This window comes from Candidatus Cryosericum odellii (assembly GCF_003570935.1).
Lineage (GTDB): Bacteria > Caldisericota > Caldisericia > Cryosericales > Cryosericaceae > Cryosericum > Cryosericum odellii.
Window position 1 is genome coordinate 13,942 of record NZ_QXIU01000106.1, and the last position, 11,738, is coordinate 25,679.

An 11,738-nucleotide genomic window follows, 5' to 3' on the forward strand; every position below is an offset into this window, starting at 1 on the left:
CCCATTCAGCATTGTCCTGTTCGACGAGATCGAGAAAGCCCATCCAGACGTCTTCGATATTCTGCTTCAGATTATGGACGATGGACGTCTGACCGACTCGAGTGGAAGGACGATCGATTTCCGGAACGCCGTCATTATCATGACGAGCAACATCGGGGGCGGGTTCAATCGGATGGGTGGCCTCGGATTTAAGCTGCCCGGAGAGGGCGGTGAGGCAGAAGCCCACACTGCATCCATGATGGACGAACTCAAGCACAGTTTCAAGCCGGAATTCCTGAACCGGGTCGACGAGATTGTCGTATTCAACCAATTGTCGGTCGAGGACATTGAGAAGATCGTAGCGATCCTGCTGAAGAGAGTGACCAAAGAGATCGAGGAAGAGGACATGCACCTTGAGTTCAGCCCCGAGCTGGTGTCGTATCTTGCACGCAAGGGCTTCAACCCCGAGTATGGTGCCCGGCCGCTCCTAAGGTTGATCCAGCATGAAGTGGAAAACGAGCTGTCCTATCGGATCCTGGAAGGTGAGTTCAAGCATGGCGATACCATTGTGGTGACGAGCGACGGTCAGAAGGTGGTCTTCGAGTCAGCACGGAAAGAGCTTGTGCCAGCCCAGTAGGCTGGAATCATGAACCCGAAAAGCATACGGAACTTCTGTATCATTGCCCATATTGATCACGGCAAGTCCACGCTTGCCGACCGTTTTCTTGAGCGAGCCGGCTTCATTCTGAAAAACAAGGGTGACCAGGTCCTGGATCAGATGGACATCGAGAAGGAACGCGGCATTACGATCAAGGCACATCCCATCCGCCTGACGTATACCGGACGAGACGGTTCGCCGGTGGTGTTCAATCTGATTGATACACCCGGCCACGTCGACTTCAACTACGAAGTCTCGCGCAGCATAGCCGCCTGCGAAGGGGCAGTACTGGTCGTCGACGCGACACAGGGTGTCGAGGCGCAGACTGTGGCCAATACGTATCTCGCGTTGAATCACAACCTCACCATCATCATCGCGGTGAACAAGATCGATCTGCCAAATGCCGACGTGGACGAGACGAAGAGGGAGATCGAGGAGATCATCGGACTTGATGCATCGGATGCGTCACTTGTCAGCGCAAAGACAGGGCTCGGGGTCGACGAGCTGCTTCGCATCATCGAAGACAAGATTCCGAGTCCTTCCGGCGATTCCGGTGCCCCCCTCAAGTGTCTCGTGTTCGACTCGCACTTTGATACCTATAAGGGCGTGGTCGTTCACATCAGGGTTTTCGAAGGGACCATCCAGAAGGGTGACCATATCCAGTTCATGTCCACCGGCAGCGAATTCGATGTCGTCGAAGTAGGGTACTTCGAGCTGACACCTGTTGTGACAGATGTCCTGACAGCCGGGGAAGTCGGTTACTTTGCCGCAGTGATCCGGGTTCCTGCCGAGGTTCATATCGGGGATACCGTGACCAGCGCAGTTCAGCCGACCGCAGAGCCCATACCGGGATACAGGCCGGTGCTTCCAATGGTTTTCGCGGGACTCTACCCTATCGATGCCAACGACTATGAGGGGCTCAAGTCATCACTGCAGCGGCTGCAGCTGAATGATGCTTCTCTCACGTTTGAACCTGAATCGTCGGGGGCCCTAGGTTTTGGGTTCCGGTGTGGGTTCTCCGGACTCCTGCACCTCGAGGTCATCACGGAGCGTCTCCGCCGGGAGTACAATCAGGACATTATTGTCACCGTTCCGAACGTGCGGTATCGCGTCATCAAGCGCAATACCGGCGAGGAAGTTCTTGCTGACAGTCCTTCGAAGTTTCCCCCACTGGGAGAGATCGAACGTATCGAGGAGCCCTTTGTCAAAGCGGAGATTGTGGTGCCGCATGACGCTATCGGAGACGTCATGGAACTCACCAACAAGCGCAGGGGGATCTACATCAACATGTCCTACCCCGAGAGCAGGCGGGCAGTCCTGGAGTACGAACTCCCGTTGTCCGAGATCATCACAGATTTCTTCGATCGGCTCAAGTCGATCACAAAGGGGTATGGAACGCTTGACTATGTGCTGGCGGGGTACCGCAAGGAACGACTCGCCAAGGTCGATGTCCTGGTCAACGGGACGCCCGTCGACGCGCTCTCGTTCATCGCGCACGAAGATGAAGTCCAGCACATTGCAAGATCGATGCTGCAGCGGCTGCGGAAGTACGTTCCCCGGCAGATGTACGAAGTCGCGCTGCAGGCCGCGATCGGTGGGAAGATCGTAGCGCGCGAAAACATTGTCCAGTTGCGCAAGGACGTGCTGGCCAAGTGCTATGGCGGAGACGTCACGCGAAAACGGAAGCTCCTCGAGAAACAGAAAGAGGGCAAGAAGAAGATGAAACAGATCGGCAAGGTGAGCATCCCCCAGGAGGCGTTTCTCTCCATTCTCAAGCGTGAGTCGGACGACTAGACCGGTCGGTGTCTATATCCACGTTCCCTTCTGTCGCAGAAGGTGCAACTATTGCGACTTCCTGTCGACAGGAGGCGTAGACCATGTTCCCGACATGTACGTGGATTCCGTGCTTTCCGAGTGGAGCTTGTGGCCAGAGGTGTTGCACCGACAGGACCTTGGTGTGCGGTCCATCTACGTGGGCGGCGGCACGCCTTCCTTGTTGGAGCCCTTTCAGCTTCGGCGGTTGATCGATGGGGTCAGGTCAGTCATGCCAACCCTGCGGGATTGCGAGATCACTATGGAAAGCAATCCAGACAGCCTTGATACCGCGAGGATCCAGGCGTACGCCCGAGCGGGGATCAATCGTCTGAGCGTGGGAGTCCAGAGCTTCAACGATTGCTCGCTGAAGAGACTGGGACGCCTTCATGATTCAACTGGGGCCGATCGAGCTTTTCAGCAGGCGCGGGATGCTGGGATTCATAACCTGTCTCTGGATCTCATGTATGGACTTCCTGGTTCCTTGCCTGGTGAAGAGATTGCTTCGCTGAGACACGCCATCGAGCTTTCTCCGGAGCACATCTCCTGGTACAACCTGACTCTGGCTGCCGGCACCCCACTGGCCACGTCCATCGCTGAAGGTCATGAAGTCATGCCAGACGACGACACAGTTCTGGCCACGATGCGCGAGGGATGGAATCTGCTTGCGGCGAGCGGATTCGAGCATTACGAGATCTCGAATTTCGCCCGTCCCGGCTTTGTCTCGCAGCATAATCTCGGCTATTGGCTGTTCGCGGACTACGTCGGTCTCGGTCTGGGAGCGTCCGGATTCGTGTCAGGCAGAAGGTGGACGAACGTCGCCGACATGGGATCATACCTTGTCGCCATCCAGCAGAACAGGCTGCCGGTGGAGAGTGAAGAACGACTTCAGGGTCGTCCCCGGGAGGGCGAATATGCCATGCTGCGCATGCGATTGCCCCACGCCGGTCTCGATTTCTCGACGTTCACCGATCTGTTTCAGGAAGATGCGCGCGTGGTCTTCGGTGACGTTTTTGCCCAACTCGTGGACGATGACCTTGTCAGCGTCCTGGAAGATAGAGTCATATGCACGCAGAAGGGCCTGGAACTGAACAACCTCGTGGCCGGGGCGTTCATCTGAGGAAAGCGCAAGCCCCGACCACGAGGGCCGGGGCTGACCGCGAAGATCGTCCCCTCAGCGTGAAACGTTGAACCGGAAGTGCGCGATTTCCTTGTTCTTCACGACGTAGTTCTCTCCCTCTATCCGCAGGAGTCCCTTCTCCTTGGCAACCTTGAAGGAGTTGTCCGCTTTGCGAAAGTCATCGAGCGAGATTACTTCCGCCGCGATGAATCCGCGGGCGATATCCGTATGGATCTTGCCTGCAGCGCCCCGTGCACGTGTACCCGCCTCGATGACCCAGGCCTTGCACTCGTCTTCTCCTGCAGTATAGAACGTCTCCAGCTTGAGCAGTTGATATGCTCTGCCGATGAATATATCAATGACTGATCCGGACAGACCAAATTCTCGGAGGAACTCGACTTGCTCGGCAGAAGGCAACTCGGCGATCTCGCGTTCCAGTTTTGCATCCAGCACCATGACCGTCGCATCTACCTGGCCGGCGGCAGCCGTGAGGTCGGTCTCGAGGTTTCTGGCCGCAGTTTCGTCGGTCATAGTGATGTTGATGACGTACATCACCGGCTTCAACGTGATGAACGCATAGGAAGTGAGGAGGCTCTTGTCTTCGTCAGAGAGGCCAAGGCTGCGCAGCCCTTTTCCTCCTGACAGGCATGACTGGGCACTTGAGAGGAGGCGCTGTTCGCCTTCGAGGGCAGGCGTCATCTTCTCTTTCCTCATGCGCTCGAGCCGGTGTTCCACGATCTCCAGGTCTACCAGGGCAAGGTCCAGTTCGAAATTCTCTATCTGATCCCTGAGACTTGTGGCAGAAGGTGCTTGTGTAAACGCGTCGAATACCTCAACCAGCGCCTCGACATTCTTCACGTCTTTCAGCAGCTCATTGCGTCGTGAAGCGTTTTCCTGACCCGAGGGTATACCCGGAACATCTGCAAACTCGACGCTCGCGGGCGTCGTCTTCTTGGGTTTGAAGACGCCGGCCAGATAGTCCAGGTCAGTGTCGGCCACGCCGACAGCCGCGAGGTTCGTCTTGGACTGTGATACCTGAGTAGTCCCTCTGGTCAGTGCTCCGAACAGCGTGGTCTTTCCCGTTTGAGGCAGACCGATTATTCCAATCTTCATTGTCAGCTCCTTCTCATATGCTCGTTCATGCTTGCGGGCTCGTGTCCAGTATACTTGCGTCATAACTATGTTTCAAAGATCGCGAGGCAAAGGGCTTCGTGGAACAGTGGGAACCCGGTCAGTACGAGCTGTCGACCACGTTCCTCCTGCAGGCAGGCGATTGACATCGTGAGACTGACATTATACACTGTCGGCCCTGGAGACAACCTATCAGATGAAGATCAAGACAGTACGTGGAGCGCTGCGAGCTGTACAGCGCAAGATAGTCGCTGGTCACGCGGAGACGGTGACATACTCCAGTGAACTCGACAAGACCTATGGTCTGCTTGCGACGGACAAGGCGTGGTACATCACGCGTCTGCTCCGTGAGGACGACTACGTCGATTTCGGGGGCCTTTTCCCCGAGCTGGCGAAACAGATTGGCTGGACGCGAGGGGTAAGGCTTGCCAGACAGGGCCTTTCTGCCGCTATCGGCGCTACTCGAAAGCTACCGAGACATGGCACGGCGTCGAGCATCCTGGTGTTTGTGGATGAACATGGAAGGTTCCTGCAGATTGGCCCAGCAACGTTGATGGGATTCTGCGAATACATGGGACTCACAACCGGTCGCGGCAACAGCTGGTATGCTTTTCCGACGATCATCCTGAGCCCTGTATTTGGCAGCGAGCGCGACACAGACGAACGGGCGGCGCTGCAACGAGCATCTCTTATCTCTCAGGTCAACAGTACCGAAGCCGACGAGGACACACGCAAAGAGTACTTCGTCGATGCCGTCGTCCAGCTTGGCCAGCCAGATAATCAAGCTGTACTGGACTCGCCCGTCTCAGCAGGGGTTCCAACAACCTCGTTCGACCAGTTCGATTTTGCCGGTGACGGAGCTGTGCTTTCCGTCCTCAGCGAGATCAACCGAAACCTGACTCGCATACGCGAGTTGCTGGAGAAGACCTCATCGAAGTAAGGACCGGTCGTACGAGGCATCTGACCGTCGCTGTGATAGCCATCATCTCCGGAGCATTGCTCCTGTCGGCTCGATTGCCCTCGTCGATGAATCTTCTGAGGCTTCCGGCGGACCAGGCGGCGTCCATGGATGCTGTGCAGATCGCCAGTGAGGCAGGTATAGTTCTCGCTTCGGGAGCAGCTGTAGAGGTGGAGGGTACGAGCGGCAGCGTAGAATTGGTGACGCCCGATCAGCAGATGACTCGAGTGTTGCGGGATGGGTCGTCATGGCATATGCCGCGAGCTGTTGGCCCAGTGAGGCTTGTCCAGACATGCGAGAGAACGATAGCGGTGCGCGAACGGGTCCCGTATGACCTCCGGTATGTGCCCGAGCAGTCGGCAGCCAGAGGACAGGTGGTCGTGTGGAAGCCCGGTACGGGTGGTGTGCGCGAGCGTATATTTTGCCTCCTCTACGTTGACGGTACGCTGGTATCGCGGGTTCTGGTTTCCGACTCCTTGCTCAAACCACCGGCTGGTGACGCACTGGCTGTTGGAACGTCTGTCTATCGCGGTGGAGCGACAAATGAGTTCTACATGGAGGCCACTGCCTATTCCCCGACGGTTCAGGAGACGGATGGCAATCCGTGGATGACGGCTTCGGGAATGAAGTCCGGACGTGGCGTGGTGGCAGTTGATCCAAAAGTCATACCGCTTGGCAGCAAGCTCTATGTGGAAGGCTACGGGTACGCCATAGCCGGCGACACGGGTGGCGCCATCAAGGGCAATCGGATCGACGTGTTCTTCTACTCGTCTGACGAGATGGCGAAATGGGGAAGGCGCTGGGCTCATGTGTTCGTTCTACCGTGACGAGGAGGAAGCCCACAATATGAACACACTCACCCCAACTGCGCTTCGCGACTTGCTGAACCGGACGGGTGTTGTCCTGTCCAAACGCCTCGGGCAGAACTTCCTGGTCGACGGGAACGTACTCGCCTCCATGGCTTCACTGTTCCCTTCAGACAAGAACGTGGTGTTCGTCGAGGTAGGTGCCGGGGCGCTTGCTCTGACCGGGATTCTTGCTGAGCGCGGCAAACGCGTGGTTGCCTACGAGATTGACGAGCGTCTTCGCAAGGTCCATGAAGCCCTTCTGGCCGATGACCCTCTCCGGACACGTATCGAACTGAGGTATGAGGATGCCCTGGATGCAGACTGGTGTGCTTTGGGACATGAGGGCGAGACCTTGGTGCTTATGGGGAATCTTCCCTATCTTCGGTCCTCCGAGACTGTCCTGAAGCTCATTCGAACCGATTGTATCGGGCAAGCCTGCCTGCTCTTCCAGCGGGAGTTTGCAACCCGTCTTGCCGCTCATTCCGGGAACGGTGACTACAGCTCGCTGTCTGTCGTGGCCCAGACATTCTTCGATATCAAGCGGCTGCTCGAGCTTTCGCCTGACGTGTTTTTCCCGCGTCCTGAGGTCAACTCGACCCTTCTGGGGTTTCTCAGACGTCCAAGTGGATTGGAGGATGCCGAAGTCACACCATTCATGCGATTTGTTCAACAGTCGTTCCTGCATAGGCGCAAGAAACTGGCCGACTTCTTTCGCCGACTTGGCGTCCCGCTTACGGGTGAATTCGCCGAGATATCTCAGCTTCGCCCGGAGGTCCTCACGCCCTTGGAGTTCATCGACTTGTTTCGGGCGGTCTCCCGGGTGACTCGCGTTTGATCGAGGGCGTCCAGAGCGGTCGCCGTGTTGCCTTTTCTCTCATCGAGAGTAAAATCTTTCGGTACACCAAGTCATCTCATTTCAGGAGGTATGCAATTATGAAGATTCAGAACGATGCACGTTATGCGAAGTCTGACGAGTGGGTACGCGTCGAGGGTGGCGTTGCGTTCGTTGGAGTCTCTGACTATGCCCAGGGCAAGTTGGGCGATGTCGTGTTCGTCGGTGAAATCTCTGTCGGCTCGACATTGAAGGCAGGAGACCTCCTGACCTCTGTCGAATCGGTCAAGGCTGCCTCAGACGTCTACACGCCTGTGTCGGGCAAGGTTCTTGAAGTCAACCATGAAGTCACCGCGAAGCCTGAACTCCTCAACAGTGATGCGTTTGGAGCCGGCTGGCTGGCGAAGATCGAGCTTTCGAATCCAGATGAACTGAATAGCTTGATGAGCGCTACTGACTATGCAGAATATAGAAAGGAATAGGTTCTCGTTCATCCCGGCGACAGGTGACGAGCAGCAGGCCATGCTGCAGAAGATCGGCCTGCAATTTGACGATATTGTCAAGTGTTTTGCCGGTAACTCGTGTGTGGAAGGTGGTCTTAATCTCCCTGACGGATTGACGGAGGATCAGATGGTCGAGTACTGGGACACCATGATGTCCCGGAACTCGGGTCCCAGGAAAGCTTCCCTTCTGGGCGCCGGGGCATATATGCATTTCATTCCAGCCGTCGTCCCACACCTTGCATCTCTCCCGGGTTTCGTCACAGCATATACGCCATACCAGCCTGAGATAAGCCAGGGGACGTTGCAGTCCCTGTTTGAATTTCAATCGTTCATGGTGGAACTTACCGACATGGAATTGGCCAACTGCTCGATGTACGATGGGGCCTCGTCGGCCGCTGAGGCTATGCTGATGGCTCATCGTGTCAAGAAGGCGGACCGGGTGCTCGTAGCTGCAACGGTGAACCCGAACTACCTGGCAACGGTCCGGACCTACCTGAAACCACACGGGATTGCCGTCGATGTCGTCAGGATGGATGGCGACGGGCGCGTATCCATGGAAGATCTGGAGCTAAAACTGTCTGCCTCTGCGTGCAGCGCAGTTCTTGTCCAGAGTCCAAACTACCTGGGCATTATCGAAGACCTTGGTGCCATCGGGACAGCCGTCCACGGGCACGATGCCCTGTTTGTCGAATCCTTCACCGAAGCGATGGCTCTGGGATTGCTCAAGTATGGTGTTGGCACCGGAGCAGACATTGTCGTCGGTGAGGGACAGTCGCTTGGTCTCTCGATGTCATTTGGTGGGCCGCATCTTGGCGTCTTTGCCACCCTGAAGAAGTACAACCGTGACTTTCCCGGTCGAATCGTCGGTGAGTCCATCGATACAAAGGGTCGCCAGGCATTTGTCATGACGTTGAGAGCGCGCGAGCAGGACATTCGACGCGAGAAGGCGACGTCCAATATCTGTTCGAACCATGCGCTCAACGCATTAACGGCTGCTGTGTACCTTGGCAGTGTGGGCGAGTCGGGATTCAGGGCACTTGCCTGTGAGAATGTTGCGAAGCTGCAGAAGCTGATCAGTGGACTCGAGGCGACCGGGCACTTCACCCGTGTTTTCAAGCAGAGCCCAGTGTTCAATGAAGCAGTCCTTGCCAGTTCGATCGCTCCCGAAGATATGCGCTCCCGACTGGCGGGTGTGCCGGTGTTCCCACCGCTTGCTCTTGCTCCTGGCGTTGTCCCGGAAGTCCAGGGGATGCCTCATACGTATCTGGTCTGCGCGACCGAGATGCTCAAGAACAATATCCTTGAGCAGGTTCTCGGCGCATTGAACTGAGGTGGCGGAAAATGACTCTATTTGAGAAGAGCGTGGCAGGTCGGTCAGCATTCTCGTTTGGGTTCGAGGAGGACAGGGCTGTAGCCGAAAGGTATGTTCCTGAGTTTGCGCGCGCTGCGGTAAAATCGCTGCCACAGGTCGCTGAACTTGACCTGGTGCGCCATTTCACGAATCTGGCCACGAAGAACTACGGCGTTGACACCGGCTTCTATCCGCTGGGGTCGTGCACGATGAAGTACAACCCCAAAATCAACGAGCGAATGGCCGCTGATTCAAGGCTGACTGTGCGTCACCCACTGGATGATTCCACAGACAACCAGGGCATCCTGCAAATGGAGTTTGAGTTGAAGGAGTCTCTGCAGGAGATCACTGGTATGGACAACTTCACACTGCAACCTGCATGTGGCGCCCATGGCGAGCTCACTGGCATGCTTATTATCCATGCCTTCATGCGTGACCACGATGCCAAGCGCACGAAAGTGCTGATCCCCGATTCTGCCCACGGGACAAATCCTGCGTCGGCAACGATGGCGGGATTCCAGGTCGTGACCGTTTCCTCCAATGAGCGAGGCGGGGTCGACATGGATGCGTTGGACAAGCTCATGGACGATACGGTGGCGGCCATCATGCTGACCAACCCGAACACCGTGGGACTGTTCGAGGAGAACATCACGCAGATTGCCGAACTCGTGCATGCTCGCGGAGGTCTCCTGTACTACGATGGGGCAAACCTTAATGCTCTCATGGGGCTCATCCGTCCAGGGGATCTTGGGTTCGATGTGGTTCATTTGAACCTTCACAAGACATTCGCCACCCCACACGGCGGCGGAGGTCCGGGCGCTGCCCCTGTGGGCGTCAAGAAATTCCTGGCTGACTACCTGCCGATCCCCGTTGTTGTTTGCGGAGACAGTCAGTACGCTCTGGATGAGAACAGGCCGCACACGATCGGCCGCATGTCGGGATTCTATGGCAATACCGCCGTGCTGGCCCGAGCCTATGTGTACATCAAAATGATGGGCCGGAACGGTCTTCTGGCGACAAGCCGGGCGGCAGTCATCAACGCGAACTATGTCAAGGCATTACTGAGCCCATATTTTCCACCCGCCTACGACAGGCCTGTCATGCACGAAACAGTTCTAAGTGCAAAGGGCTACGACAAGTATGGCGTAACCCTGCTCGATATAGCCAAGCGTCTCATGGATTATGGGTATCATCCCCCAACGATCTACTTCCCACACTTCCCGCCGTATGCAGAAGAGGTCATGATGGTCGAGCCGACCGAGAGCGAGAGCAAGGAGACGATGGACTTGTTCTGCGATGCACTCATCAAGATCAGTCAGGAAGCGAAAGAGAACCCGGACCTTCTGCTGTCTGCTCCACACGATACAGTGGTAACCCGTGTCAATGAGACGTATGCTGCTCGTCACCTGGTCACGAGTCATCGTGACAAGAAAGGAACTTGACTGAGTGCTGAACCTTCGTGAGACAATAGACCGGCAGGTCAGCCTCGCGCTCAGGGACCTCCTCTCTGCGGAGGAGGCCCCTCTTGCATGTTGCTCGCTGTCTCGCCCCGGCTTTCTCGATTACACGCTCTCGCTTCCCATGAAATTGGCCAGGACACGGCACAAGGCTCCCCTCGTCATTGCACAGGAACTACAACCTGCTGTCGCAGGCATAGCCTGCGCCGCACTCACGGAGGCAGTTGCCCCTGGATATATCAACATCCAGCTTTCGGATTCGTTTGTGGCCGATCAGCTGAGCTCAATGCTTGGCACAGAGCCTGCCGTGCTGCTCCAGAAGGAGGCGAACGGCCAGAAGATCGAGGTAGAGTTCGTGAGTGCCAACCCGACCGGACCCCTGCACGTAGGCAACGGACGCGGAGCAGCGCTCGGATCGGTTCTTGCTACACTTCTGGAGACCCAGGGATATGATGTGGACCGTGAGTACTACGTCAATGACTATGGGTCGAAGATGAAGCTCTTCACGGAGTCGATTGCGCATTACCTGTTTCCAATGCTGGGGCTGGAACATGCTATGCCCGATGAAGGTTATCAAGGGGCATATGTGCCGGATCTGGCGCAAGCCATCTACGACCGAAAGGGGTCGGAGTTGCGTTCTCAGCTTGATGAACAGCGCCTTGCTGCCATAGAAGAAGACGGGAAGGAACTTGTGCTGGCGTCGATTCGCCAGGCACTGGAAGAAATGGGCGTCTCGTTCGATACCTGGTTCTCGGAACGGTACCTCATCGAGAATGGATGGAATGATCGCGTTCTTCAGCAGTTTCGGGCTCGAGGTATTATCTATGAGAAGAATGACGCTGTCTGGTTGCGCTCGACGGATTTCGGTGACGACAAGGATCGGGTACTCGTACGGCGTGATGGAGAGCCGACCTATACACTTACCGACGCGGCCTACCACTTCAACAAGTTCCAGCGAGGGTACGTCAAGAGCATCGACGTCTTTGGTGCGGATCATATAGGCCATATCGTACCCATGCAGGCTCTCATGAAGAGTCTCGGACTCCCAGATGACTTCCTGGAGGTCATCATCTACCAGATCGTACACTT

The 11,738-nt window shown here is 56.3% G+C and carries 11 protein-coding genes; 10 read left to right on the plus strand and 1 reads right to left on the minus strand.

The window, feature by feature from the left end:
• The 3 genes from SMC5_RS11255 to hemW all read left to right on the plus strand — a co-directional run.
• Positions 1-616: AAA family ATPase (locus SMC5_RS11255; RefSeq protein WP_243624988.1), on the plus strand; the 616-nt coding region annotated here is incomplete at its 5' end.
• Between the two features lie 9 nt (positions 617-625).
• Positions 626-2,431 (plus strand): translation elongation factor 4, encoded by a 1,806-nt coding sequence (gene lepA, locus SMC5_RS04325; protein ID WP_119119739.1) that lies wholly within the window; start codon positions 626-628, stop codon positions 2,429-2,431.
• Positions 2,415-3,569 carry a radical SAM family heme chaperone HemW gene (gene hemW / locus SMC5_RS04330; RefSeq protein ID WP_119119740.1) on the plus strand — a complete coding sequence of 385 codons (1,155 nt, stop codon included), beginning with the start codon at positions 2,415-2,417 and terminating at the stop codon, positions 3,567-3,569. Before lepA ends, hemW begins: the two co-directional genes overlap by 17 nt.
• Positions 3,570-3,623: 54 nt before the next feature.
• Here the strand turns inward: hemW and SMC5_RS04335 are convergent, their stop codons facing one another.
• Positions 3,624-4,682 (minus strand): DUF933 domain-containing protein, encoded by a 1,059-nt coding sequence (locus SMC5_RS04335; RefSeq protein ID WP_165846236.1) that lies wholly within the window; start codon positions 4,680-4,682, stop codon positions 3,624-3,626.
• Between the two features lie 214 nt (positions 4,683-4,896).
• Between SMC5_RS04335 and SMC5_RS04340 the strand changes: the two genes are divergently transcribed.
• From SMC5_RS04340 to argS, 7 genes are all read left to right on the plus strand, one after another.
• The gene (locus SMC5_RS04340; RefSeq protein ID WP_119119742.1) at positions 4,897-5,640 is read left to right on the plus strand and encodes a hypothetical protein; all 744 of its coding nucleotides are present in this window, start codon (positions 4,897-4,899) and stop codon (positions 5,638-5,640) included.
• A gap of 125 nt (positions 5,641-5,765) precedes the next feature.
• Complete coding sequence (locus tag SMC5_RS04345) at positions 5,766-6,485, plus strand: G5 and 3D domain-containing protein (RefSeq protein ID WP_165848973.1); 720 nt, start codon at positions 5,766-5,768, stop codon at positions 6,483-6,485.
• A gap of 19 nt (positions 6,486-6,504) precedes the next feature.
• Positions 6,505-7,341: a 16S rRNA (adenine(1518)-N(6)/adenine(1519)-N(6))-dimethyltransferase RsmA gene (rsmA, locus tag SMC5_RS04350; protein ID WP_165846237.1), complete on the plus strand. Its 837-nt coding sequence runs from the start codon at positions 6,505-6,507 to the stop codon at positions 7,339-7,341.
• Between the two features lie 95 nt (positions 7,342-7,436).
• On the plus strand, positions 7,437-7,820 hold the full coding sequence (gene gcvH / locus SMC5_RS04355) for a glycine cleavage system protein GcvH (RefSeq protein WP_407079760.1): 384 nt from the start codon (positions 7,437-7,439) through the stop codon (positions 7,818-7,820).
• A complete protein-coding gene (gene gcvPA / locus SMC5_RS04360) occupies positions 7,798-9,171 on the plus strand; it encodes an aminomethyl-transferring glycine dehydrogenase subunit GcvPA (protein ID WP_119119746.1) in 1,374 nt (457 codons plus the stop codon). Before gcvH ends, gcvPA begins: the two co-directional genes overlap by 23 nt.
• Positions 9,172-9,182: 11 nt before the next feature.
• Positions 9,183-10,634, plus strand: a complete 1,452-nt coding sequence (gcvPB, locus tag SMC5_RS04365; protein WP_119119747.1) for an aminomethyl-transferring glycine dehydrogenase subunit GcvPB — start codon at positions 9,183-9,185, stop codon at positions 10,632-10,634.
• 4 nt (positions 10,635-10,638) lie between these two features.
• Positions 10,639-11,738, plus strand: a 1,100-nt coding sequence (argS, locus tag SMC5_RS04370; protein WP_119119748.1) for an arginine--tRNA ligase domain-containing protein, incomplete at its 3' end; no start/stop codon positions are given.